The organism is Corallococcus sp. M7 (assembly GCF_054512695.1).
The window spans coordinates 8,424,013-8,448,403 of the sequence record NZ_CM137252.1 but is presented as its reverse complement, the minus strand read 5'-3'; the positions used below and the strand labels follow the sequence as shown (position 1 = coordinate 8,448,403).

The 24,391-nt window shown below is 72.1% G+C and carries 15 protein-coding genes; 8 read left to right on the top strand and 7 right to left on the bottom strand.

Features of this window, described 5'->3' with window-relative positions:
- Window positions 1-266 precede the first annotated feature (266 nt).
- Window positions 267-1,616, top strand: a complete 1,350-nt coding sequence (locus ACX114_RS33835) for a cytochrome-c peroxidase (RefSeq protein WP_459291462.1) — start codon at window positions 267-269, stop codon at window positions 1,614-1,616.
- Window positions 1,617-1,625: 9 nt separating this feature from the next.
- Here ACX114_RS33835 and ACX114_RS33830 read toward each other — a convergent pair whose 3' ends face one another.
- Window positions 1,626-3,116, bottom strand: coding sequence for a catalase (locus ACX114_RS33830; RefSeq protein WP_459291461.1), 1,491 nt, complete (start codon window positions 3,114-3,116; stop codon window positions 1,626-1,628).
- Between the two features lie 131 nt (window positions 3,117-3,247).
- Here ACX114_RS33830 and ACX114_RS33825 point away from each other — a divergent pair, with 131 nt between their 5' ends.
- On the top strand, window positions 3,248-4,192 hold the full coding sequence (locus ACX114_RS33825; protein WP_459291460.1) for a LysR substrate-binding domain-containing protein: 945 nt from the start codon (window positions 3,248-3,250) through the stop codon (window positions 4,190-4,192).
- On the opposite strand, the gene rraA is transcribed toward ACX114_RS33825, so the two are convergent.
- Entirely contained in the window at window positions 4,167-4,664 is a 498-nt protein-coding gene (gene rraA, locus ACX114_RS33820; RefSeq protein ID WP_459291459.1) for a ribonuclease E activity regulator RraA, read from the bottom strand. The two genes, ACX114_RS33825 and rraA, sit on opposite strands and share 26 nt — an antisense overlap.
- Before the next feature lie 117 nt (window positions 4,665-4,781).
- Here rraA and ACX114_RS33815 point away from each other — a divergent pair, with 117 nt between their 5' ends.
- Window positions 4,782-5,711 (top strand): hypothetical protein, encoded by a 930-nt coding sequence (locus ACX114_RS33815; protein WP_459291458.1) that lies wholly within the window; start codon window positions 4,782-4,784, stop codon window positions 5,709-5,711.
- A 15-nt stretch (window positions 5,712-5,726) separates the two neighbouring features.
- Here ACX114_RS33815 and ACX114_RS33810 read toward each other — a convergent pair whose 3' ends face one another.
- The 3 genes from ACX114_RS33810 to ACX114_RS33800 all read right to left on the bottom strand — a co-directional run bounded on the left by ACX114_RS33810 (window position 5,727) and on the right by ACX114_RS33800 (window position 8,736).
- On the bottom strand, window positions 5,727-6,782 hold the full coding sequence (locus tag ACX114_RS33810; RefSeq protein ID WP_459291457.1) for a zinc-binding dehydrogenase: 1,056 nt from the start codon (window positions 6,780-6,782) through the stop codon (window positions 5,727-5,729).
- 18 nt (window positions 6,783-6,800) lie between these two features.
- Complete coding sequence (locus ACX114_RS33805) at window positions 6,801-8,096, bottom strand: universal stress protein (RefSeq protein ID WP_459291456.1); 1,296 nt, start codon at window positions 8,094-8,096, stop codon at window positions 6,801-6,803.
- Between the two features lie 103 nt (window positions 8,097-8,199).
- Window positions 8,200-8,736 carry a flavodoxin domain-containing protein gene (locus ACX114_RS33800; protein ID WP_459291455.1) on the bottom strand — a complete coding sequence of 179 codons (537 nt, stop codon included), beginning with the start codon at window positions 8,734-8,736 and terminating at the stop codon, window positions 8,200-8,202.
- A gap of 179 nt (window positions 8,737-8,915) precedes the next feature.
- Here ACX114_RS33800 and ACX114_RS33795 point away from each other — a divergent pair, with 179 nt between their 5' ends.
- Window positions 8,916-11,447, top strand: coding sequence for a cation-translocating P-type ATPase (locus ACX114_RS33795; protein WP_459291454.1), 2,532 nt, complete (start codon window positions 8,916-8,918; stop codon window positions 11,445-11,447).
- The gene (locus tag ACX114_RS33790; RefSeq protein WP_459291453.1) at window positions 11,444-14,278 is read left to right on the top strand and encodes a sensor histidine kinase; all 2,835 of its coding nucleotides are present in this window, start codon (window positions 11,444-11,446) and stop codon (window positions 14,276-14,278) included. Before ACX114_RS33795 ends, ACX114_RS33790 begins: the two co-directional genes overlap by 4 nt.
- A 9-nt stretch (window positions 14,279-14,287) precedes the next feature.
- On the opposite strand, the gene ppsA is transcribed toward ACX114_RS33790, so the two are convergent.
- Complete coding sequence (gene ppsA / locus ACX114_RS33785; RefSeq protein ID WP_459291452.1) at window positions 14,288-16,636, bottom strand: phosphoenolpyruvate synthase; 2,349 nt, start codon at window positions 16,634-16,636, stop codon at window positions 14,288-14,290.
- Between the two features lie 146 nt (window positions 16,637-16,782).
- On the opposite strand from ppsA, the gene ACX114_RS33780 reads away from it, so the two are divergent.
- The 3 genes from ACX114_RS33780 (at window position 16,783) to ACX114_RS33770 (ending at window position 21,565) form a co-directional block, all read left to right on the top strand.
- Complete coding sequence (locus ACX114_RS33780; protein ID WP_459291451.1) at window positions 16,783-18,645, top strand: GNAT family N-acetyltransferase; 1,863 nt, start codon at window positions 16,783-16,785, stop codon at window positions 18,643-18,645.
- A 123-nt stretch (window positions 18,646-18,768) separates the two neighbouring features.
- The gene (locus ACX114_RS33775) at window positions 18,769-20,124 is read left to right on the top strand and encodes a universal stress protein (protein ID WP_459291450.1); all 1,356 of its coding nucleotides are present in this window, start codon (window positions 18,769-18,771) and stop codon (window positions 20,122-20,124) included.
- Window positions 20,125-20,134: 10 nt separating this feature from the next.
- Window positions 20,135-21,565, top strand: coding sequence for a glycosyltransferase (locus ACX114_RS33770; protein WP_459291449.1), 1,431 nt, complete (start codon window positions 20,135-20,137; stop codon window positions 21,563-21,565).
- Window positions 21,566-21,580: 15 nt separating this feature from the next.
- Here ACX114_RS33770 and ACX114_RS33765 read toward each other — a convergent pair whose 3' ends face one another.
- Window positions 21,581-24,367, bottom strand: a complete 2,787-nt coding sequence (locus tag ACX114_RS33765) for a cation-translocating P-type ATPase (RefSeq protein ID WP_459291448.1) — start codon at window positions 24,365-24,367, stop codon at window positions 21,581-21,583.
- Window positions 24,368-24,391 lie beyond the last annotated feature (24 nt).

Here is a 24,391-nt window from a genome sequence, read left to right as displayed (position 1 = left end):
GTGGCCGGCCGTCGCTTGCCGGACGCGGACAATCCCAATGAGGAGGTTCGCACCAAAACCCCGGTTCACGACGGCGAATCCGTTGCATGCTGCCTCCCCGGGCCGGAGGTGTCCGGCAGGGGCCTTCACGTGAGCGGAGGGATGCCCTTTCAATTCCAAAGGGCAATCCAATCCCAGAAATCCGACATCAACCCGTGCTCCCGGTCCATGGCCGGGGCCCGGTGGCGACGGCACCCTGGCTGCCGCTCTCAATCGAGGTGCCGGACATGCGCGACTCACGGTCATGGTGGAGGTTGTCCCTGCTGCTGGCGCTGGGCGGGACGCTGGCGTGCGAAGTCGTCCCGGCCCCGGGCGCATTGCCATTGAATCCCCGCGCGAGCGGGGACACGGGCGACGCGAAGCCGCCGGAGACGACGGAGTCCCTCCAGGTCCTGGCCATCTTCGAGGCCACGCTGCGCGAGGAGCCCACGGCGGCGGCCGGCGGGCTGAAGCCCGTGGAGCGGCTGGGCAAGCTGCTCTTCTTCGACCGCCGCCTCTCCGAGCCCATGGGCCAGGCCTGTGCCGTCTGTCATGGCCCCGAGGTGGGCTGGACAGGTCCCATCCTCCTCATCAACCTCACCGGCTCCGTCTATGAAGGCGCCGTGCGGGGACGCTTCGGCGATCGCAAGCCGCCTTCATCCGCCTATGCCACGCAGGCTCCCATCCTCCACCGGGTGACGCCAGGGGAGGCCGATTTCGTGGGCGGCAACTTCTGGGATGGCCGCGCCACCGGCGAGGAGCTGGGCAACCCCGCCGCGGATCAGGCGCAGGGCCCGTTCCTCAACCCGGTGGAGCAGAACAACCCCAGCGAGGCCGCGGTGGTGGCCAAGGTCTGCGGCGGCCCGTACGGCGACCTCTTCCGGTCCGTCTGGGGCGCCCGTATCTGCGGAGACGTGCCGCGCGCGTATGACAACATCGCGAGGTCCATCGCCGCGTACGAGGCCTCTCGCGAGGTGAACGCCTTCTCCTCGAAGTACGACGCCTACCTCGCCGGCCGCGCGCGGCTCTCCTCCCAGGAGCAGTGGGGCCTGAGGCTCTTCGAGGGCAAGGCGAGATGCGACAACTGCCACCCGAGCCAGCGCGGCCCGAATGGCGAGCCGCCGCTCTTCACCGACTACACCTTCGACAACCTGGGCGTGCCGCGCAACCTGCTCAACCCCTGGTACTGGCAGCTCCAGTTCAACCCGGAGGGGCCCTTCTGGATCGACACGGGCCTGGGCGGCTTCCTCCAGACGCGCCAGGACTACGCGCCCTCCGCGCGCGCCAACCTGGGCAAGGTCAAGGTTCCCACCCTGCGCAACGTGGACAAGCGTCCGTTCCCGGGCTTCACCAAGGCCTATGGCCACAACGGCTACTTCAAGAGCCTCGAGTCCATCGTCCACTTCTACAACACGCGTGACGTGCTGCCGGTCTGCACGGGGAGCGTGTCCGGAACGCCCGGCGTGGACTGCTGGCCCATGCCGGAGGTGGGGCTGAACATCAACACGCAGGAGCTGGGCAACCTGGGCCTGTCCCCCCAGGAGGAACAGGCCCTCGTCGCCTTCCTGCGTACGCTCTCGGACGGCTACTTCCAGTGACAGGGGGGCTCAGGGCTTCGGTTCCGGCTCCTGGCGGGCACGGCGCTTCTGCTGGACGGACTGGGCGATGCGCGAGCCGTAGTCCTCGTCCGCCGCGCGGAAGTGGGCGATGGCGCGGGTGATGATGTCCTCCCGGCTCACCTGCGCCAGGCTGCCGGAGAGGTTCTCCACCAGCCGCGCCTTCGCCGCCTCGTCCATCCGCCGGTAGAGGGCGCCGGCCTGGACGAAGTCGGTGTCCTCGGCGTGCTTGCCGTGGACGAAGGTGCCCGTCATGTCGCTCACCGCGTAGCCCGTGCCAGGCGCCTCATCCGTCTGCGCTGGGCCGTTGAAGCTGTTGGGCTCGTAGTTGGGGCCTCGCCCGCCGTTGCCGTCGAAGCGCATGGCGCCATCACGGCCGTAGTTGCGCGCGCCGTCCTTCACGCCCTTGGGCGCGTTCACCGGCAGTTGCGTGCTGTTGATGCCCAGCCGGTAGCGGTGCGCGTCGCCGTAGGCGAAGAGGCGCGCCTGGAGCATCCGGTCCGGGGACGGGCCAATGCCGGGCACGAAGTGCGCCGGGTCCAGCGCCGCCTGCTCCACCTCCGCGAAGAAGTTCTGCGGGTTGCGGTTGAGCGTGAGCCTGCCCACCTCCATCAGCGGGTAGTCCTTGTAGGGCCACACCTTGGTCAGGTCGAACGGGTTGAAGCGGTAGTGGGCGGCGTCCGCCTCCGGCATCACCTGCACCTTGAGCGTCCACGAGGGGAACTCGCCCCGGTCGATGGCCTGGTACAGGTCGCGCTGGTGGTGCTGCGGGTCCTTGCCGCCCAGGGCTTCCGCCTCCTGCGTGGTGAGGGTGCGGATGCCCTGGTCCGTCTTGAAATGGAACTTCACCCAGAAGCGCTCGCCCTTCGCGTTCACCCACTGGAAGGTGTGTGAACCAAAGCCATCCATGTGACGCAGCGTCGCCGGGATGCCCCGGTCGCCGAAGAGCCAGGTGAACTGGTGCGTGGCCTCCGGTGAGTAGGAGAAGAAATCCCAGACGTTGTCCGGCTCCTGGCAGTTCGTGTACGGGTCGTACTTCTGCGAGTGGATGAAGTCCGGGAACTTGATGCCGTCGCGCAGGAAGAACACCGGCGTGTTGTTGCCCACCAGGTCCCAGTTGCCGTCCTCCGTGTAGAAGCGCACCGCGAAGCCGCGCGGGTCGCGGGCGGTGTCCGGCGCGCCCTTGGAGCCCGCCACGGTGGAGAAGCGCAGGAAGGCCTCCGTCTTCTTGCCCACCGCGCTGAAGACCTTCATGCGCGTGAAGCGGGTGATGTCCCGGGTGACTTCGAAGGTGCCGTAGGCGCCGGAGCCCACCGCGTGCACCACGCGCTCCGGGATGCGCTCGCGGTTGAAGCGGGCCAGCTTCTCCAGCAGGTGGTGGTCCTGGAGCAGCACCGGGCCGTTGGGACCGGCCGTCTGCGAGTGCTGGTTGTCGGAGACCGGCGCGCCGGCTTCGGTGGTCAGGGTGGGACGCTGGGACATGGACGCTTTCCTTTGCGTGGAGGCCTTCGGGGAACTTCGACGCGGGGAAAGGTAGAGAGCTCCCTCTGATTGGGCCAAGACATCGTTTGGATGGGAGTGATAGGCACAGGCTATCGGTTCCAGGAGGGAAAATGGCCTCGCTCAACGACATCACCCTGCGGCAGTTGGAGTACCTGGTGGCGGTGGCGGACACGCTGGGATTCCGGCGGGCGGCAGAGCGGTGCCACGTCTCCCAGCCCGCCCTGAGCGCGCAGATCCAGCAGTTGGAGTCGGTGCTCGGCGTGAAGGTGTTCGAGCGGGATGCGCGCCGGGTGATGCTCACGCCCCAAGGCACGGAGTTGGTGGCGCGGGCGCGGCGGGTGCTGACGGACGCGGAGGACATCCTCAAGGCGGCGGCGCGGATGGGGGATCCGTTCGCGGGGCCGCTGCACCTGGGGGCCATTCCCACGGTGGCGCCCTATGTGTTGCCGGAGGTGGTGCCCGCGCTGGTGAAGCACTACCCGAAGCTCCAGTTGCGGCTGCGCGAGGAGAAGACGGCGCTGCTGATGCGCGACATGGACGAGGGCCGGCTGGACGCGGCGCTGCTGGCGGTGGACACGGAGCTGGGGCGGCAGGTGGAGCACGCGGTCATCGCGGAGGACCCCTTCGTCGTGGCGGCGCCGCCGGGGCACCGGCTGGAGAAGAAGAAGCACGTGCAGCTGCGCGACCTGGATGACGAGGACGTGTTGTTGCTGGAGGACGGGCACTGCTTCCGCAGTCAGACCCTGGCGCTGTGCACGCGCGTGGGGGCGCGCGAGGTGGACTACCGCGCCACCAGCCTGACGACGCTCGCGCAGATGGTGATGGCGGTGGGCAGCGTCACGCTGTTGCCCCAGCTGGCGGTGCCCATGGAGAACCGGCGGGGGGAGCTGGTGGTGCGGCCCTTCGCGCCGCCGGGGCCGGGCCGGACGCTCGCGCTGGCGTGGCGCCCGGGGCACCCGAGGGCGGAGGCGCTGCGCACCATCGCGGGGACGCTGCGCTCCGTGTGGCCCGGGGCAGGGAAGGCGAAGCTCAGCGCAAAGCCTTCTCCGAAGTGACGATGCCGTCCACGTCCGCGTAGAGGTGATGGCCGGGAATGAAGGTGACGCCAGCGAAGCGCACCTCCACGTCGCGCTGGCCCTCGTTGCGCTTGCCGCTCTTGAGCGGGTGGGTGCCCAGCGCCTTCACGCCGATGCCGGTGCGGCCGACTTCTTCCGCGTCGCGGATGCAGCCGTTGACCACCACGCCCGCCCAGCCGTTCTTCTGGCCCAGGGCCGCGAGCACGTCACCGACCAGCGCGCAGCGGCGGCTGCCTCCGCCATCCACCACCAGCACGCGGCCCTGGCCGGGCTCCTCCAATGCCTTGCGTACGAGTGAGTTGTCCTCCGGTGCGCGCACGGTGCTGATGGGTCCGGAAAAACTCCGGCGCCCGCCGTAGTCCAGGAATCCCGGCTCGGCGACCTGGAATCGCGGAGTTCCCGAGTGGGCGTCACAGAGATCCGCCGTCTTGATGTCAGGGGTGTCGCTCATGCTCCGTAGGATGCACGCGCCGGCCGGGTATGGCTGTGATTGCGCGTGCGGGTCCGTCTGTCTTGACCGTGCAATGTTCGAAATCCTATCGTCGGCGTCTTCCTGAGGGGGAAGTCCATGCAAATGCTGAAGTGGTTCGTGGGCGCGCTCGCGTTGCTGGCGGTCGCGTGTGGTGAGGTGTCTGAAACGTCCACGCCGGTGATTCGCGACGGTGAGGGATTGCTGGAGTTGCCGCTGGTGTCGACGTCGGCGGGGCGCAGCTACAAGCTGGTGGGGGCGACGTTCGCCATCACGGGGCCGCAGAACGCCACCATCACGGATACGTCCGCGGATTCGGTGCTCCTGCCGCTCATGGCGGGTGCGTACACCATCCAGATGAACGGTGACTGGCACGTGGAGCGCACGGACGCGCCGGGCGTCGCGGTGCCCGTCACGCTGGTGTCGCCGAACCCCATGTCGTTCGTGCTGGGGGAGGGCGAGACGCGCCCGGTGCGCTTTCTGTTCAAGGTGCCGGGAGACGGCACCGTGGACGTGGGTATCGGCGTGGATTCGGGCGGATGGATTTCCGGAACCATCCAGGTCGATCCACTCGAGCCGGGACCCTGGTATGGCATCTTCGAGGAACTGGCCGGGAAGAGCATTCCCTTCGTCGTCAGCTTCGAGTCGTCAACGGTGACGCGGTCGATGGAGTACGGCCGCAAGCGCATCAACATCCAGACTGCTCCCGTCACCTTCCAGATGGGCGGCTCGGTGGGTGCGGCCATCCAGCAGCGGTTTGTCGCCGCGCTCCAGGGCCAGTCGATGAACTTCTTCATGGAGGCCTCCAGCTCGTCCGAGGTCCTCGTGGAATCCATCGCCCTGGCGAACATGGAGCAGGGCATCTGGTTCAGTGTCTTCGACCCCGTCATGCCGACCCTGGGCCTGGACGCGGACGGCTATCCGCTGCTGCAGTCCGCGGCCATTGACGCGGGCTTCGTGGAGTTCAGTACCTCTGGCGCCGGGGACATCTACGGCAATCTCACCAGCGGGACGTTCTCTCCGCAGTAGCCACGGTTGGCGTGCTCAAGGCCGGATGGCGACCTTGAGCACGCCGTCCTTGCGCTGGCTGAACAGCTCGTACGCTTCGCGGATGTCCTTGAGCTGGAAGCGGTGCGTGAAGAGCAGCGTCAAATCCACGCGCTTCGCGCGCACCACCTCCATCAGGCGCCGCATGCGCTCCTTGCCGCCCGGGCAGAGCGTGGTGACGATGCGGTGGTCCCCCAGCCCCGCGGCGAACGCGTCGTAGGGCATCTGCAGCTTCCCGGAGTACACGCCCAGGCTGGACAGCGTGCCGCCAGGGTTGAGCGTGCGCAGCGCGCTCTCGAAGGTCTGCTGCGTGCCCAGCGCCTCGATGGCCACGTCCACGCCGCCGCCGGTGAGCCGCTTCACCTCCGCCACCACGTCCTGGTTCCGGAAGTCGAGCACCACGTCCGCGCCCAGCTTGCGCGCCATGGCCAGACGCGCCTCGTCCCCGTCCACGCCAATCACCAGCGACGCGCCCATGAGCCGCGCCCCCACGGTGGCGCACAGGCCGATGGGCCCCTGCGCGAACACCACCACCGCGTCCCCGATCCTCACCCCGCCGGACTCCGCGCCGCTGAAGCCCGTGGACGCGATGTCCGCCAGCAGCAGCACCTGTTCGTCCTTCAGTTCGTCCGGAATGGGCGCCAGATTCGCCTGCGCGAAGGGCACGCGCACGTACTCCGCCTGCACGCCGTTCATCGTGTTGCCCAGCCGCCAGCCACCCATGGCCCCCATGCCCTCGCCGTGGCCACACTGGGACGCGTGACCGGACAGGCAGCCGCGGCATTGGCCGCACGGAGTAATCGCGCCCACCAGCACGCGCTGCCCCACCTGGTAGCCCGTCACGCCCGGCCCCAACTCGTCGATGACGCCCACCATCTCATGGCCCACGGTGAGGCCCGGTTTCACCGGGTACTCGCCGCGCAGGATGTGCACGTCGGTGCCGCAGATGGTGGTGAGCGTCACCCGGACGATGGCCTCGCCCGCGCCCGCCCTGGGCCGCTCCACCTCCTCCACGCCCACCTTCTGGGTGCCTCGGAACACGGTTGCCTTCATGGCTCACCTCGTCTGTCTTCAGGCGCGCGGCATGCGCACCGTCACCGCGGGGCGGTCGCTGCGGGCCATCACCTGCTGCGCCACCGAACCCAGCACCATCCGGCTCACACCTGTCCGGCCGTGCGTGCCCATGCACACCAGGTCCACGCAATGGCGTTCGGCGGCCTGGGTGATGACCCCCGCGACGTCGTCTCCCTTGAGCACCGACAGCTCGACCTTGTGGCTGCCGTCATGCTCCGGGGACGGGACGCGCAGCTCCAGTTGATGCCGCGCTGCCTGGAGATCCTCGGGCGTCGCCTTCGCGGGTTCCACGTGCAGCAGGTGCACCGTGCCGCCTGGAGGGGTGATGGCGAAGGCGTAGGCGATGGCGCGGTCGCCGGCCTCGCCGAAGTCCGTGGTCGCGAGCACCGAGCGCACCCGGGGAGGCTCCTGCTCCAGCCCCTGCTCCGCCGCGCGCACTGGCACGCTGACCACCGACATGGGCGCCAGCCTCCGCGCGGATTGGGACACGCTCCACAGCTTCGCGAGCGCCCTGCGCTGGTGCGTGCCCACCACCAGCAGGTCCACCTGCTCCTCCGTGGCCAGGGCGATGAGGTGGTCGGCGATGCGGCCCAGCCCTGGCTCCAGCCGGGACCGCACCGGCAGGCCCGCGGCGCGCAGGGGTTCCAACAGCGAGTCGGACTCGCGCTCCAATGCCTCCCGCAGCTCCGGAGAGATGTCCTTGTAGCTGTGCGGATGCACCAGCCCCAGCCGCTCCGCCTCGCTGCCCACCCAGACGATGCGGCCCCCCACGACCTCCACGGGCCCGACCTTCGCGAGCTGCTTCACCCACTCCCGGGCGACCTCGAAGGGCCTGGAGCGGTCCACGCCCAGCATGAGCCGCAGGGGGCGCTCGCCACGCGCCCAGGCCTCCAGCCCCGAGCCCTCGCGGACCACCAGGAAGGGGACCTCCATCAACTGGGCCATCCGGTCGACCGTGCCTCCCAGGCCGTGGAAGGGCGTGTCCTCGCGTGGCGTGCCGGCCACCACCCACTGGAAGCCGCGCTTCGCCGTCAGGTCCCGCAACGCCTCGTCGGGCTCTCCCGTGAGGAGCACGGAGTCGACCTGGATGCCGGTGGTGCGCAGCCGGTCGCATTCGTCGCGCAGCGTGGACTCGGCGGTCTCGCAGATGGCGTCCCCGAAGGTCCGCACCAGGTTCCCGGTCAGGACGTGCACGAGGCAGAGCGGGGCGTTCATCCGCCGTGCGAGCAGCGCCGCCGTGTCACAGGCGCGCCGGGCATCTTCCGAGAAGTTGGTCGCGCAGGCGATGGTCATGGCCCCTCTCCTTGCAGTCACCTCTCCAAACTAGTCACCGCGCCAGCGCGGCATGGCCCACGCGGAGAGCAGCGGGCGCGGCGCACGTCAGCAGGCCCCGTCGTCATCGCGGTGGCTCCTGGCCCAAGGACTCGAACCCGGCCCGTGCCGACGCGGCCTCCTTCAGCTCTGCGGCCACGCGCCGCGCCCACCGGGCGATCTGTCCGGAGTCCCGCCAGTCCCCCGCGTGCTCGCGCGCCATGGACCGGGCGATGAATCCCCGGGCGTCGCGCTCCAGCCTCCCTCCGAAGGTCTCATGGCCTCGCGCGCCCACCTGCTCCATGAGGGCCCGCACCTGGACGGTGGGCGGAATGCGCTCCTGCGACGCCGAGTCGTCGAGGGGGCCGCTGGAGAAGAACCACACGGGCCGCTCACGCAGTTGCTGGGCGTGCCGGTGCACGAAGCGCCGGGCCTGCCGGTGCCAGCGGTTGGCGTAGAGCCCGCCTCCGACGATGACGGCGTCGTAGGTGCGGACATCCTCGACCGTGTCCGGGGACAGCGCCTCTGCTTCGAAGCCCGCGTCCCGGAGGATGCCAGCGAGCAGGGCGGCGATCTCCCGAGTCCCGCCCAGTTTGCTTCCATAAGTGATGAGGATCCGCATCCGCGCCCTCCTGGACGAAATCCTCCGTCATGCGTGGCGCCTTCCGGTGGTGCTGGCAACCCGACCCTGGACGGCGGGGCTCCCCCGCGGCGTACGCCAGGCCGCCCGCGTCCGGACGGACTTGATGGAGCGTGCATTGCCGATGCCCACGCAGGGCCCCAGCTTGTTCCGGGGGCATCATGCGAGTCCTGGTTCCGGTCCATCGCCTGCCTCATGGCTGGGAAGACACGCGTGGGCTGGACGCAGGCGAGGTGCTGGCTCGGCGCGCGCGGTACGGCTCCAACGACGTGCGAGGCCGGCCTTCCCGCTCCACGCTCCAGAGTCTGCGCGAGGCCGCGAGCGACCCGATGCTCTGGTTCCTCGTGGGCGCGAGCGCCCTCTACTTCGCCCTGGGGGAGCGGGTGGATGGCGCGGTGATGCTGCTGGCCCTCGCTCCGCTGCTGGGCATGGATGTCTTCCTGCACCACCGGACCCAGGCCGCCGCCGAAGGCCTGCGAGGCCGCCTGGCCGAGCACGCCACGGTGCTGCGCGAAGGCCGCGAAGTGGAGGTGCCGGCGGAGGACGTGGTGCCGGGAGACCTGTCACGCGTGGAGGCGGGCAGCCAGTTTCCCGCAGATGGCCTGGTGGTTCAGGGCCAGGGCGTGCAGGCCGAGGAGTCCTCGCTCACCGGCGAGTCACTGCCCGTGCGCAAGCGGCCACTGGGGCGCCTGCCTCCCGGGGCGGAGCCGGCCGTGGAGGGGGAGCACTGGGGGCTCGCGGGGACGCGGCTGCTCACCGGGACGGCCTGGGTGCGCGTCGTCTTCACCGGCGCGGAGACCCTCTACGGGAGCATCATCCGCTCCGCGGGTCAGGAGGCCCGGGCACGCACGCCGCTCCAGCACGCGGTGGCGCACCTGGTGGCGGTGCTGGTGGGCGTGGCGGCGGCGCTCTGCGCGGTGCTGGCGCTCGTCCGCCTGCGCCAGGGGTTTGGTGCGCTGGATGCGCTCTTGAGCGCGGCGACGCTCGGCGTGGCGGCGCTGCCCGAGGAGTTCCCGGTGGCGCTCACGTTCTTCCTGGGCGCGGGGGTGTACCGTCTGGCCCGGCGGCAGGCGCTGGTGCGGCAGGCCGTCTCGGTGGAGAACATCGGCCGTGTGAGCTGCGTGTGCTCGGACAAGACGGGCACGCTGACCGAGGGGCTCCTGCGGGTGGCCCGGCTGCTGCCATCCCCCGGGACCTCGCCGGGAGAGCTGCTGGAGACCGCGGTGCTGGCCTCGCGAGAGGAGGGGCGGGATCCGCTGGACGTGGCGCTGCGGGAGGCGGGGGCGCGGGACCTGACGGAGCTGCCCGCTCCCCTCCGCGAGGCCACCTTCCCCTTCACCGAGGAGCGCCAGCGCGAGACGGCGGTGGTGCGGCAGGGGCCCGGTACGTTGTTCGCCGCGGTGAAGGGCGCGCCCGAGCGGGTGCTGGAGCTGTGCGCGTTGTCCGGGGACGCCCGGCGGGAGTGGACGCTTCGCGTGGACGCGCTCGCGCGCGAGGGGCAGAAGGTCATCGCATGCGCGCGCAGGACGCTGGACGCGACGCATTGGCACGGCGGCGAGCCGGACCGGGGCTTCGACTTCGTGGGGCTCGTGGGGTGCGAGGACCCGGTGCGCGCGGGCGTGGAGGCGGCGGTGCGGGAGTGCCGCGACGCGGGGCTGCGCACGGTGATGGTGACGGGAGACCACCCCCGCACGGCGCTCGCGGTCGCCCGGCGGCTGGGGCTGGGGGGCGAACACCCGGTGGTACTCACGGGAGAGGCCCTGGAGACGCGACTGGCCGACACGGGAAGGGTGCCGCCCGTGGACGTGGTGGCGCGCGCGCTGCCCGCCCAGAAGTACGCGCTGGTGAAGGCGCTCCGCGAGCAGGGCGAGGTGGTGGCCGCCACGGGGGACGGGGTGAACGACGTGCCGGCGCTCCAGGCCGCGGACGTGGGCATCGCCATGGGGGAACGGGGGACGCGGAGCGCTCGCGAGGCGTCCTCCATCGTGCTGCTGAACGACGACTTCGGCACGCTGGTGCGCGCCATCGCGGAGGGCCGGCAGCTCTTCTCCAACCTCCAGCGCTGCTTCCTCTACCTGCTGCTCATCCACATCCCGCTGGTCGGCACGGCGGCGCTGGTGCCGCTCTGGGGACGGCCGCTCGTGTTCCTGCCCATCCACATCGTGTGGCTGGAACTCATCATCCACCCCACCGCGATGCTGGCCTTCCAGGCGGCCGCGCGACCCGGACGGCTCACACCGCTGCGCGCGAGGCCCGCCGCGCGCGTCTTCTCCCGGGGCGAGTGGGCCCTGCTCACGGGGGTGGGCGCGCTGATGGCGTGCGGGCTCGTCTGGGCCTTCGCGCGGTGTCTGTCGGAGGGGCACGACGTGGAACGCGCGCGGGCGGTGGCGATGGCGTCGCTCACGCTGGCGAGCGCCACCTTCGCGGCCGTGCTCACCCGTCTGCGGACCCGCACCGCGCGGTGGGTCTGCGCCCTGTCGCTGGGGCTCTCCGTCCTGCTCATCCAGGTGCCCTCGCTGGCCGCGCTCGTGGGGCTGCACCCGCCCGGTGCTCGCGACTGGGGCCGGGTGCTCGCGGCCGTCTGCGCCGCGCTGGTGCCCCTGCTCGTCGCGGGGCCGCACGCGCGGGGCGGCCTGCTCCGGGGCCACCGCTGGCGGACCGGCCGCCGCGTTCCGTCCCTGGAGGCCCCATGACGCACCCGCCCCCCGCCACTGCGTCCGCGCATGCCGCTCGGAGTGCGCCGCCCTGGTTCGAGCGGGGGCTCGCGAGGTTCCTCGCCGTGGCGAGCGCGTTCGCGGTCCTGGTGGGCGCGCTCCGGGTGGACGGGTGGGCCCTGTCGCTCTTCACGGCCTCGGGCCGTCCGTTTCCCTGGGACGGATGGGGCCTGGTTTTCTTGGGCGGCGCGCTCTGGCTGCTGCACCCCCGGACCGCGCGAAGGGGACGGCGCCGGGTGGGGCTGGGGCTGGCGACCGGGGGCGTGCTCATGGGCATTACGGGGCTCGCCCGGGAGGCTCCGGCGGGTGGGGTGGGCCTGCTGCTCGCGGGGCTGTCGCTCTGGGGCGTGCACGTGCGCACGCGCCGGGGCGGGTACCCCGCGCGGTGGCTGGCCGCCTGCGCCGGGCTGCTCGCGGTGTGGGGCCTCATCGGAGGGCTGTACCAGGGGCACTGGTTCGGGCTGGCCCCCCTGAACACCGTGACGGGGTGGCCCCTGGCACCGGGGCTTCCGCTGTCGCTGGGGCTGTTGCTGATTTCAGCGGGACTGCTCTCGTTCCACGCCGAGCAGGGGCCGATGGGGGCGCTGCTGCGGGAGGATATCGGGGGGCACTCGGCGCGGCGGCTGCTGCTCGTGGTCCTGCTCGTGCCCGCGGTGGGCGCGGTGCGGCTCCTGGGGGAGCGGCTGGGGCTCTACGGCACCGCCGAGGGCACCGCGCTCTTCGTGCTCCTGTCGATGGCGGCCTTCCTCGCCGTGGTCCTCTGGAACGCGAATGCCCTTTCCGGCCTGGACGCGAGCCGCCGGCGGGTGGAGCATTCGCTGCGGCTGTCGGAGGCGCGCTTCGGGGGCATCGTCACCCATGCCGCGGACGCCATCATCTCCATCGACGCCGGGCAGCGCATCGTCATGTTCAACGCGAGCGCCGAGCGCATCTTCGGCTACTCCGGGCAGGAGGTCCTGGGCCAGCCGCTGGACATCCTCCTCCCCGAAGAGCTCCAGGCCATCCATGCGGGGCACGTCCGGCGCTTCGCGCAGGGCACGGCGACGTCCCGCAACATGGGGGAGCGGCTGCCCATCCTCGGGCGGCGCCGGGGAGGCGAGACGTTCCCCGCGGAGGCCAGCATCATGAAGCTGGACGTGGAGGGCACGCAGTTGCTCACCGTCATCCTCCGGGACATCAGCGCGCGGCGGAAGGCGGAGGACCGGCTGCGCCTGAGCGAGGAGCGCTTCCGCACCTCGTTCGAGGGCGCGCCCGTGGGCATGGCGCTGGTGGGACTGGATGGCCACTTCCTCCACGTGAACGCGGCGCTCTGCGCCCTGGTGGGCTATTCGCGGGACGAGCTGCTCAGCCGTTCGTTCCAGGACCTCACCCCACCGGAGGAACTGGCGCTGGACCAGGAGAACGCCGAGCGGATGCGCCAGGGGGAGCTGGCCTCCTTCCAACGGGAGAAGCACTACGTGCGCAAGGACGGCCGGCGCATCGCCCTGCTCGTGTGGGGCGCGGTGGTCCGCGACGCGCGGGGAGGGCCCATCCACTTCATCTCGCAGATGCAGGACATCACGGAGCGCCAGGAACTGGAGCAGGCCTGGCGCTTCCTGGCGGACGTGGGGCCGCGGCTCGCGGCGTCGCTGTCATCGCGGACGACGTTGGCCACGGTGGCGCAGCTCGCCGTGCCGGCGCTGGCGGACTGGTGCGTGGTGGCCTGCCTGGACGCGAACGGCTGCATCCAGCGGATGGAGCACGCGGCCGCGGACGCGCGCACGGCGGAGCGGCTGCGGGCGCTGGAAGCGGCACACGGACCGGAGTCCTTCGTTCCAGCGCCCCTCATCGCCGCCGTGCGGCGCACGGGAAGGCCGGTGCTGCTGGAGCAAACGCCGTCCAGCGCGGCCGCGGTGGACGCCGGGCCCCCGGAGCCGCCGCCGCTCCACTCGGCCCTCCTCCTGCCGCTGCACGGCCGGGAGTTCAACCTGGGCGTCATCCTGCTCGCGGCGTCCGGAAACGGGCGCCGCTACGGAGAGCGGGAGCGGGCCCAGGCGGAGGAACTCGCCCGTCGCGCCGCGCTCGCCATCGACAACGCGAACCTGTACGAACGGGCCGAGCAGGCCATCCGCATGCGCGAGGAGGTCTTGCGCATCGTGGCGCACGACCTGCGCACCCCGCTCAACGTCATCCAGCTCAGCGCGAGGATGCTGGAGAAGCACCTGCCTCCGGACGACGGCGCCCGGACGCGCCTGGACACGCTCCAGAAGTCGGTCCAGCGGGCGAACCGGCTCATCCAGGACCTGCTGGACGTGGCCCGCATGGAAGGCGGAAGCCTGTCGGTGGAGCGCACGCCGCTGGAGGTGGCGCCGCTCGTCCAGGAGGCGCTGGAGCAGCACCGGGGACTCGCGGAGTCCAGGGCCCTGCTCCTCCAGGCCCACGTGCCAGAGGGTGTGCCCCGCGTCCTGGCGGATCCGGAGCGGCTGGCGCAGATCCTCTCCAACCTCCTGGGCAACGCGCTCAAGTTCACGCCCGAGGGAGGCCGCGTGCTCCTGCGCGTCCAGCCGGAGGTGGGCCAGGTCCGCTTCCTGGTGAGCGACACGGGCCCCGGCATCGCGGCGGAGGACCGGCCGCGCATCTTCGAGCGCTTCTGGCAGGCCGGACCGAAGCGCAAGGAGGGCGCGGGGCTGGGGCTCGCCATCGTGAAGGGGCTGGTGGAGGCCCACGGCGGCCAGGTCGGCGTGGACAGCGCGCCCGGCGCGGGCAGCACGTTCTTCTTCACGCTGCCCACGGCGGAGGGCGCCCACGCGCACGCCGGGACGTACGCCTGAGCGAGGCCTTCAGCGGCGCAGGGCGGACTCCAGCAGCAGCCGCCGCTCCGCCGCCGCCACGACCGCCCGGGTCGCGCCCACGGCCGCCGGGTCCACGGAGATGGAGGTGATGCCCGCGCGGACCAGGTGCTCCGCGAAGGCGGGCCGGTTCGAAGGGGCCTGGCCGCAGAGCGACGACGTGATGCCCGCTTCGCGGCTGGCCCGGATGATGTGGACGATGGCGTCCAGCACAGCCGCGTCCGCTTCATCGAAGAGCTCCGCGCACAGCTCCGAGTCCCGGTCCACGCCCAGCATGAGCTGGGTCAAGTCATTGGAGCCGATGGACACGCCGGTGATGCCCATCCGGGCGTACTCGGGGATGCGGTAGACGACGGAGGGCACCTCCGCCATCACCCAGCGCTCCAGCCCGCGGTGGTGCCCCAGCGGGCTCCTCTCCACGGCCTCCAGGCACGCCTCCAGCTCCCACTTCGTCCTCACGAAGGGAATCATCAGGTGCAGGTTGGGCGTCTCGTCCCGCACGCGGGCGAGCACCTCCAGCTCCAGCTGGAACACCTCCGGCTCGCGCAGGTAGCGGTAGCAGCCCCGGAAGCCGATCATCGGGTTGGCCTCCACGGTCTCGAACTCGCCGCCGCCCTCCAGGCCCCGGAACTCGTTCGTGCGGAAGTCCGTGGTCCGGTACACCACCGGGCGGCCCCGGAAGGCGCGGGTGATGGTCAGGAGCGCCTGGGACATCCGCTCGACGAACTCGCCGCTCCGGCCCCCGGCGATGAGCTTGCGCGGGTGCACGCCGCCCAGGGCCTCGGTGAGCATGAACTCCGCCCGCAGCAGCCCCACGCCATCCACCGGGAGCGCCGCCGCCTCCCGGGCCTGTCCCGGCAGGGCCAGGTTCACGTAGAGCCGCGTGCCCAGCGCCTCCGGCCCGGTGGCCTCCCGGGGCTGGGGCCCCGCCTGGGGAGAGGGCGGCCCCACCACCGCCACGGCGGGCGCTTCCGGGGCGCGGCCCTCGCGCACGGTGCCAGCGGCGCCATCCACGGTGACCTCCTCACCGTCGCGCAGGACCTTCGTCGCGGTGCGCGTGCCCACCACGCAGGGCTTGCGCAGCTCGCGGCTGACGATGGCCGCGTGGCACGTCATGCCGCCGCTGTCGGTGACGACCGCCGCCGCGCGCCGCAGCGTGGGCACCCAGTCCGGCGACGTCATGGGCGCCACGAGGATTTCACCGGCCGCGAGCTTCGAGCCCTCCCGCGCGTCGCGCAGCACCCGCACGCGGCCGGAGACCACGCCGGGAGACGCGCCCAGGCCGCTCACCCGCGCCTTTCCCGTGGACGCGACAGGCTCCGGTGTCTCCGGTGCGGCGGCGGGCACCGTCGTCACCGGTCGCGACTGGACCAGATAGAACCGGCCGTCCTGCTCCGCCCATTCGATGTCCTGGGGCGCGCCGTAGTGCCGCTCCACGCGCAGCCCCAGCCGCGCCAGCGCCAGCACCTCCACGTCCGTGAGCACCCGCGCGCGGACCCGCTCCGGAGGGAGCTCCTCGTGCTTCTCATGGCCCACGCCGTCGCGCACGAGCTGGAAGGCCTTCTCGCCCACGCGCGTCTCCAGCAGGCGGGGCCCCTCGCGGTCCACGACGTAGGTGTCGGGCTCCACCTGTCCCCCCACCACGACCTCTCCCAGGCCGAAGGCCCCCTCGATGACGAGGTGCCAGCGGTTCCCGGTGGAGGGGTCCACGGTGAACATGACGCCCGAGCGCGTCGAGTCCACCATGGCCTGCACCACCACGGCGATCTCCGGCACCTCCGTGAGCCCCTGCGCCTTGCGGTAGGCCACCACGCGCGGGCCAAAGGCGGACGCCCAGCACGCGCGCACGCGGTCGAGGAGCGCGTCATCGCCCACCACGTTGGTGAACGACTCGTGCATGCCCGCGAAGGAGGTGGTGGCGGTGTCCTCCGCGGTGGCGGACGAGCGCACCGCCACCGCGGAGCACTCCCTCAGCCGGTGATAGGCGGCGAGGATGGCGGTGTCCAGCCAGTCGGGCAGGGGCGCCTCGAGCACGAGGCCGCGCAGGGACTCCGTAGCCTCGTCGAGCGAACGCGGGTCATCCGGATCCACGCGCTCCCACAGCGCATGCAGCCGGGCGCGCACGGGCTCCATGGCCTGATGGAAGGCGGCGGCGGTGATGACAAAGCCCGGGGGCACGGGCAGCCCGGCGCGCGTCAGCTCTCCCAGGTTGGCGCCCTTGCCTCCGGCCTGGGCCACGTCCTCCCGGGACAGGGTGTCGAACCAGAGGATGGACGGGGGCGGCGCCGGTTGGGGGCGCGGCGTCTGGGGAGAGGGCTCTGGGGGAAGGGTCGGCTCCATGGTCTCGGGCTCCTCGCGCTCCTTCGAAGCTGGGGCTGGCGCCTCACGGACGAACACCGGCAGGGGAGCAGGGACACCGCGAGCCTGCCCGTCGCGGCGCGCGGAGGGCGCGCACCGTGCTTATCCGCACCGGTATGGACGATTGGATGAAGCGCCATGCGGACCGGGTGCGGACGCCCGGGGAGGCCCTGCGCGCCGTCCTGCCGGGAAGGCGCATCCTCATCGGTTCGGGCGCGGCCGAGCCGGTGACGCTGGTGCGGGCCCTGGTGGACGAGCGGGGTCCCTATCTCGCGGACAACGAGGTGGTGCACCTGCTGACACTGGGGCCCGCGCCCTATGTGGAGCCCGCGCAGGCCGGGCGCTTCCGCCACGTCGCCTTCTTCATCGGGCCCAACGTGCGGCAGGCCGTGCAGGAGGGGCGGGCGGACTTCATCCCGGTGTTCCTCTCGGAGATTCCGGAGCTCATCCGCAGCCGCAAGATCCGCATCGACGTGGCGCTCATCCAGGTCAGCCCGCCGGATGCGCACGGCTACGTCAGCCTGGGCGTCTCCGTGGACATCGTGCGCGCCGCGGTGGACGCGGCCTCGCTCGTCATCGCGGAGGTCAACCCGAACATGCCGCGCACGCACGGGGACTCGTTCCTGGACGTGCGCCGCATCCACCACCTGGTGCCGGTGTCGCTCCCGTTGCTGGAGGTCCACCCCGAGCCACCCGACGCGGTGTCCCGGAGCATCGGCGCGCACGTCGCCCGGCTCATCCCGGATGGCGCCACGTTGCAGTCGGGCATCGGGAGGATTCCGGACGCGGTCCTGGCGGCGCTGGAGCACCACCAGGACCTGGGCATCCACACGGAGATGCTCTCGGACGGCGTGATGCACCTGGTGGAGGCGGGCGTCATCACCGGGCGCAGGAAGACGGTGCTCGCGGGCAAGCTCGTCACGTCGTTCATCATGGGCAGCCAGCGGCTCTACGCCTGGGCGCATGACCACCCGGCCATCGAGATGCGGCCGAGCGACGACACCAACGACCCGGCGGTGGTGGCGCGCAACGCCCGGATGGTCTCCATCAACTCCGCCCTGGCGGTGGACCTCACCGGCCAGGTGGCGGCCGACACGCTGGGCGGCTGCTTCTACTCCGGCATCGGCGGGCAGGTGGACTTCATCCGGGGGGCGAGCCGCAGCCCCGGGGGCCGGGCCCTCATCGCGCTGCCCTCCACGGCGCATGGCGGGACGGTGAGCCGCATCCAACTGGCGCTGGAGCCCGGCACCGGCGTGGTGACGAGCCGCGGGGACGTCCACTCCGTCGTCACGGAGTACGGCGTCGCGGAGCTCTGGGGAAAGAGCATCCGGGAGCGCGCGCTCGCGCTCATCAACGTCGCCCACCCGGACTTCCGGGCGGAGCTGATGGCCGCGGCCAAGGGACGCCGCTGGGTGCTGCCGGACCAGGTGGTGCCTCGCGCGCGCTACCCCTGGGCGGAGGAGCGGCTGGAGCACACGGTGTCGCACGACGCGCTGGTCGTCCGCGCGGCCCGCATCACCGACGAGCGCGCCCTGCAGGACCTGCTGTATGGCCTGTCGCGCGAGAGCGGCTACCGGCGCTTCATGGGCTTCAAGAAGGAGCACCCGCACGAGGAGCTCCAGCGGATGGTGGACCTGGACTTCGAGCACGACATGGCCCTGGTCGCATGTCCGCCCGGCACGGAGGAGGTGGTGGCCGTGGTGCACTACATCGTGGACCCGGCCACGCGCCTGGCGGACGTGTCCTTCGTGGTCCGCGACGACTGGCAGGGGCGGGGCGTGGGGACGGTGCTGATGCGGCGCATCCGCGAGGCCGCCATGGCCCGGGGCATCCCCGGCTTCCAGGCGGACGTCCTGGTGACGAACACCTCCATGCTGGACGTCTTCCACGAAAGCGGCCTGCCCGTGCGCAGCCGCCGCGAGGACGGCATGTACCACCTGGAGATGCTCTTCCCGGAGGCGCAAGCTCCGCCGGCCCCCGCGCCCGGGTGAGGGGGCGCGCGCCGACTGCTCCTGCCTGGTGTTCTTGCGCCCTCCACCGCCGGTCCCAACGTTCCACGCAGGGGCGCGTCCTCGCGGGCAGCGGGGCACGCGATGGCCCCTTGGGGGGACGTCATGGCCATCGTCGTCGGCACGGATTTCTCCGACCATGCCCGGGAGGCCGTCCGCGTCGCGGCGGCCATCGCGGAACGGACGGGTACGCCGCTGGTGCTCGTGCACACCGTGGAGCCCGGCATGCTCCGGCGCGACTGGCCGGCCGAGCACGGCAGCACCATCACCGGGCTCGAGGAGCGCCTCACCGCCGAGGCCGACAGGCTGAGCCATCCGGGGCTGTCCGTGGAGCCCCAGGTGCTGCTGGGCATGCCGGACGAGGCGCTGGTCGAGCACGCCGCGAAGATCCACGCGCGGATGATCATCACGGCGGCCCTGGGCTGGCGGTCGGAGAAGCGCTGGCGGCTGGGCGGCATCCCGGCGCGCATCGCGCAGCAGTCGCGTAGCCCCTTCCTGATGGTCCGTCTGTCCGAGCCGTTCCTGGACTGGTGCCAGGGCAGGCGCCCGCTGCGGGTCGCCGTGGGCGATGACTTCTCCCTCAGCGCGGAGGTCGCGCTGCGCTGGCTTCCGGAGCTGCGCCGGGTGGGGCCCGTTGAGCTGACGGTCGCCCATGTCTATGACACGGCCACGGAGTACGGACGGCTCGGGCTGTACCGCGTGAACCCGGAGACGGAGAACATCGAGGCCATCCTCGAGCGGGACCTGCGCGAGCGCCTGTCTCGCATCGGTGAGTCCCGGGCGGAGGTCCGGATGTCCTCGGACCACGGGAACGTGGCGGAGCCGCTCGCCAGGCTCGCGGAGGAGTCGCGGGCGGACCTCCTCCTGCTGGGCAGCCACCAGCGGCGGGGGCTGCGGCGCGTGCGGCACGGCTCGGTGTCGCTCTCCGCCCTCCAGCTCGCGCCGGTGGCGGCGGTCGCCTGCGTCCCGTCCTGCCCGGAGCGGGAGGCCGAGGCGCCCGTGGATGTCCCCTCCATCCACCGCGTCCTCGTCCCGACGGACTTCTCGCCGCTGGCGAACCGGGCCATCCCCCACGCCCTGTCGCTCCTGCCCCGGGGCGGAGAGCTCATCCTGGCGTACGTCATCGAGTCGCCGGTCCCCGTCGTCTACGCGGACTTCTGGCCCGCGGTGGCCCTGAGCGGGAACGAGGACGAGGAGCCCGAGCTCCGGCGCCGGCTGGAGGCGCTGGTCCCCCGCGACGCCGCTGACCGGGGCATCACCGTCCGGGTGGAGCTGTTGTCCGGGGTCCACGCCGCGCAGGCGCTCTGCCAGGCGGCGGAGCGGTATGGGGCGGACGTCGTCTGCCTCGGCTCGCATGGGCGCACGGGCGTGCGCCGCGCGATGCTCGGCTCCGTGGCCCAGGAGGTGGTGGCCCGCTCCCGCCGGCCCGTGCTGGTGGTCAAACACCCCGCGCCGCCGTGACGGTGCGCCCATGCTGAAGCCCTTCGAGGTCCACGTTCGGGCCAGCTCGCTGGAGTGCTTCCACAAGGGGCTCACCGCGCAGGAGTGGGCGTCGCTCCAGTCCCATGCGGAGCAGGCCCGCGAAGGCATGCGGGGCCGCACGTTCTGGAACGTGAACTCCACGGCCCGGGGCGGCGGGGTGGCGGAGATGCTGCCCGGGCTGCTCGCCTATGCGCGAGGTGCGGGCGTGGACACGCGGTGGATGGTACTGCAGGGCACGCCCGGCTTCTTCCACGTCACCCGGCGGCTGCACCACGCGCTGCACGGCTCCCAGGGAGATGGCTCCGCGCTGGGAGCCGGGGAGCGCGCCTGCTACGAGGAGGTGCTTCGCGACAACGCGGAGGAGCTGCTCGTCCTCATCCGTCCGGGCGACGTGGTGCTGCTGCACGACCCGCAGACCGCGGGACTGGCGCCGGCGCTCGCCGCGGCGGGGGCCCAGGTGGTGTGGCGCTGCCACATCGGGTGTGACGTGCCCAACGAGGAGGTGGAGCGGGCGTGGGCCTTCCTCGCGCCGGGGCTCGCCGCCGCGCGGCTCGCGGTCTTCTCCCGGGCCGCCTACGTGCCGCCGCTGCTGGCGGACCGGGCGGTCGTCATCCAGCCCTCCATCGACATCTTCGCGGTGAAAAACCAGCCCATGCCGCCGGCGGTCGCGCGCGCCATCCTGGGCCATATCGGGCTCGTGGGGCTGGCTCCGGACGCGCCCGAGCCCGTCTTCACCCGGACGGACGGGGTCCCGGCCCGCGTCTCGCGCGGGGCGGACATCGTGCGGTTGGGCTCCGCGCCCGCGCTGGACGTGCCGCTGGTGGTGCAGGTGTCGCGGTGGGATCCGCTGAAGGATCCGGTGGGCGTGATGCGGGGCTTCGCGCTGCTCCTGAGGCAGTCGCCCTGCCTGCGCGCGGAGCTCGTCCTCGCCGGACCTTCGGTGATGTCCGTGGCGGATGATCCGGATGCGGCGGCCACGTTCGAATCCGTGGTCGCGGCGTGGCGCGAGCAGCCGCACTTCCTCCGCCAGCGCGTCCACCTGGCCTGCCTGCCCATGGTGGACCCGGAGGAGAACGCCGCCATCGTCAACGCGCTCCAGCGGCACGCGGGCGTGGTGGTGCAGAAGAGCCTGAAGGAGGGCTTCGGGCTCACCGTCACGGAGGCCATGTGGAAGGCCCGGCCCGTGGTGGCGAGCGCGGTGGGCGGCATCCAGGACCAGGTACACCATGAGGTGGAGGGCCTGCTCGTGCGCGACCCCACCTGCCTGCCGGAGTTCGCCGCCGCGGTGCGCAGGCTCCTGGAGGAACCCCGGCTGTCGGCCCGCCTGGGCACCCAGGCCCACGAGCAGGTGCGCGCCCGCTTCACCGCCGTCCGTCACCTCTCCGACTTCGCGTCCCTGCTGCACAGGCTGGAGGCGTGACGCTTCGCGGGGCGGTCAGGTGGCGCGCACGCTCCGGTCCGCCTCCCGCCGCCGCGGTCGCGAGCGCAGCCACTTCTCCAGGCCCACGACGGGCAGCACGCAGGCGCCCACCAGCACCGACCGGGCGATGTCTCCCAGGGACAGCGGCGCGGAGCCGAAGATGCGCTGGAAGAAGGGCACGTACATGAACGCGGCCTGGAGCAGCACCAGCGCGGCGATGCCCACGAACACGGTGGGGTTGCTCGCGAAGCCCACCTCGCGCGTGGAGCCCGTCAACGTGCGGCACAGCCATAGGTAGAAGATTTGAAAGCTGACCACGGTGTTGACGGCCATGGTGCGCGCCTCGGCCAGGGCCAGGGCGTTGGAGGCCTCATGGCCGCCGCCCTGACGCGCGAACTCCCAGAGGAACAGGCCGATGGCGCCCGCCGCCATCAGCAGCGCGACGAGCCCGGTGCGCATCACCACGAAGTGGCTGAGGACGGGCGTGTCCGGCGCGCGGGGCGGGCGGCGCATGACGTGGCGCTCCTTCGCCTCGAAGGCCAGGGGCAGCGCCAGGGCGACGGTGGCCACCAGGTTGATCCACAGCAGTTGCGTGGGGCGCATGGCCAGCAGCGGCTCGCGCACGCCGCCGGCCTCCTGCAGGGGGAAGAACGTCACGCCCAGCATGAGGATGAGGGCGAGCCCCAGGTTGGTGGGCAGCACGAACGCGAGCGACTTGACGAGGTTGTCGTAGACGCGGCGCCCCTCCTCGACGGCGGCGACGATGGTGGCGAAGTTGTCGTCCGTCAGCACCAGGTCCGCGGCCTCGCGCGACACGGCCGTGCCGGTGATGCCCATGGCCACGCCGATGTCCGCCTGCTTGAGCGCGGGCGCGTCGTTGACGCCGTCGCCCGTCATCGCCACCACGTGCCGCTGCGTCTGGAGCGCGCGCACCAGCCGCAGCTTGTGCTCGGGGGCCAGGCGCGCGAACACGTTCGTGTCCTTCACCGCCACGGCCAGCTCCGCGTCGCTCATGCAGGACAGGTGCGCGCCGGTGAGGCCCGGATGTCCCGGAGCGTGGAGGCCCAGCTGCTGGCCAATGGCCTCCGCCGTGCCCGGATGGTCCCCGGTCATCATCTTCACGTGGATGCCGGCGGCGTGGCAGGCCTTCACGGAGGCCAGGGCCTCCTCGCGGGGCGGGTCGATCATCCCCTGCAGTCCCAGCAGCGTGAAGCCGGCCTCCACGTCCTCGGACGTCACGGCCTCCGCGCCGGGCAGGCCCTTGCGCGCGAAGGCGAGCACGCGCAGGCCCTGGCGCGCCATGCGCTCCACCTCCACCAGCACGGCGTCGCGGTCCAGCCCCGGCCCGCAGCGGCGCAGCACGACCTCCGGGGCGCCCTTGAGGATGAGCTCGCGCCCCTCCGGTCCACCCGCGTGGAGCGTGGCCATGTACTGGTGCTCGGACTCGAAGGGGATGGCGTCCAGGCGCGGGTTGCGCTCGCGCACCTCCATCACGCCCAGGTCCGCCTTCTTCGCGGCGAACAGCAGCGCCCCCTCCGTGGGGTCGCCGGTCATCCCCCAGCGGCCCTCGCGAGGCTGGAGGTCGGCCTCGTTGCAGAGCACGCCCGCGATGAGCAGCGCGCGCACGTCCTCCGGCGGCACCTCCAGGGCGCGTCCCGCGTGGAGCAGCTCACCCAGGGGCGAGTGGCCCACGCCGGTGAGCGCGTAGTGCCCGCGCCGGGTCCACAGCGCCTGCACGGTCATCTCGTTGCGGGTGAGGGTGCCGGTCTTGTCCGTGCAGATGACGGTCGTGCTGCCCAGGGTCTCCACGGCGGGCAGCTTGCGGATGACGGCGCGGCGGAGCGCCATGCGCTGCACGCCGATGGCCAGGGCGATGGTGACGATGGCGGGCAGGCCCTCCGGGATGGCGGCCACGGCCAGGGTGATGGCCACCAGCACCGCGTCGCTGAAGGCATACCCCCGGACCATGCCCACCCCGAGCAGCACGGCGGACAGCACGACGATGCCCAGGCTGATGACGCGGCCCAGCCGGGCCAGCTCGCGCGTGAGCGGCGTGCTCAGGTCCGCGGCCTGCTCCATGAGATGGGAGATGCGGCCCAGCTCCGTGGCGCCGCCGGTGGCGACGACGACGGCGGTGGAGGTGCCGGACGTCACCAGCGTGCCGCCGAAGGCGAGGCTCGCCCGGTCCCCCAGCTGCGCGTCCCCGGCCACGGCCGCGACGTGCTTGCTGGACGGGACGGACTCCCCGGTGAGCGCGGCCTCCTCCACCTGGAAGTTGCGGGAGCGCAGCAGGCGCAGGTCCGCGGGCACGCGGTCCCCCGACGCAAGCTGCACGACGTCCCCGGGGACGAGCTCCGCCGCGGGCCTCGCCACCAGGTGCCCGTCGCGCAGCACCTGCGCGGTCTCCGGCACCATGTGGTTCAGGGCCTCGATGGCCCGGCCCGCGCGGTACTCCTGCACGAAGCCGATGACGGTGTTGAGCACCACGACGGCGGCGACGACGAGCCCGTCGGTCACCTTGCCCAGCAGGATGGCCAGGCCCGCGGACGCGATGAGGACCCAGATGAGCGGGCTGTCGATCTGCCGCCACAGGAGCTTCCACGCGCTGTCCGGCCGCGAGCGCTCCAGCACGTTGGGGCCATGGCGCGCGAGCCGCTCCCGGGCCGCCTCCTCCGTCAGGCCCTGGGGCGTGCTGGAGAGCCGCTCCAGCACGGCCTCTGGAAGAAGCGCGTGCCAGGGGACGGAAGGTGCGTCGGGGGCGCGAAGCCCTGCCTGCTTCCTCGGCTGTGACGGCTCCTGCATGGCGTGCCTCCCCGGGGAAGCTGG

Bases quoted from the DNA above. Each gene is read 5' to 3' on its own strand.
- rraA (WP_459291459.1), bottom strand. From the start codon at position 4,664: ATGAGCGACACCCCTGACATCAAGACGGCGGATCTCTGTGACGCCCAC.
- ACX114_RS33800 (WP_459291455.1), bottom strand. From the start codon at position 8,736: ATGCGGATCCTCATCACTTATGGAAGCAAACTGGGCGGGACTCGGGAG.
- ACX114_RS33810 (WP_459291457.1), bottom strand. From the start codon at position 6,782: ATGAAGGCAACCGTGTTCCGAGGCACCCAGAAGGTGGGCGTGGAGGAG.
- ACX114_RS33830 (WP_459291461.1), bottom strand. From the start codon at position 3,116: ATGTCCCAGCGTCCCACCCTGACCACCGAAGCCGGCGCGCCGGTCTCC.
- ACX114_RS33825 (WP_459291460.1), top strand. From the start codon at position 3,248: ATGGCCTCGCTCAACGACATCACCCTGCGGCAGTTGGAGTACCTGGTG.
- ACX114_RS33790 (WP_459291453.1), top strand. From the start codon at position 11,444: ATGACGCACCCGCCCCCCGCCACTGCGTCCGCGCATGCCGCTCGGAGT.
- ACX114_RS33770 (WP_459291449.1), top strand. From the start codon at position 20,135: ATGCTGAAGCCCTTCGAGGTCCACGTTCGGGCCAGCTCGCTGGAGTGC.
- ACX114_RS33775 (WP_459291450.1), top strand. From the start codon at position 18,769: ATGGCCATCGTCGTCGGCACGGATTTCTCCGACCATGCCCGGGAGGCC.
- ACX114_RS33780 (WP_459291451.1), top strand. From the start codon at position 16,783: ATGAAGCGCCATGCGGACCGGGTGCGGACGCCCGGGGAGGCCCTGCGC.
- ACX114_RS33805 (WP_459291456.1), bottom strand. From the start codon at position 8,096: ATGACCATCGCCTGCGCGACCAACTTCTCGGAAGATGCCCGGCGCGCC.
- ACX114_RS33795 (WP_459291454.1), top strand. From the start codon at position 8,916: ATGCGAGTCCTGGTTCCGGTCCATCGCCTGCCTCATGGCTGGGAAGAC.
- ACX114_RS33835 (WP_459291462.1), top strand. From the start codon at position 267: ATGCGCGACTCACGGTCATGGTGGAGGTTGTCCCTGCTGCTGGCGCTG.
- ACX114_RS33765 (WP_459291448.1), bottom strand. From the start codon at position 24,367: ATGCAGGAGCCGTCACAGCCGAGGAAGCAGGCAGGGCTTCGCGCCCCC.
- ACX114_RS33815 (WP_459291458.1), top strand. From the start codon at position 4,782: ATGCAAATGCTGAAGTGGTTCGTGGGCGCGCTCGCGTTGCTGGCGGTC.
- ppsA (WP_459291452.1), bottom strand. From the start codon at position 16,636: ATGGAGCCGACCCTTCCCCCAGAGCCCTCTCCCCAGACGCCGCGCCCC.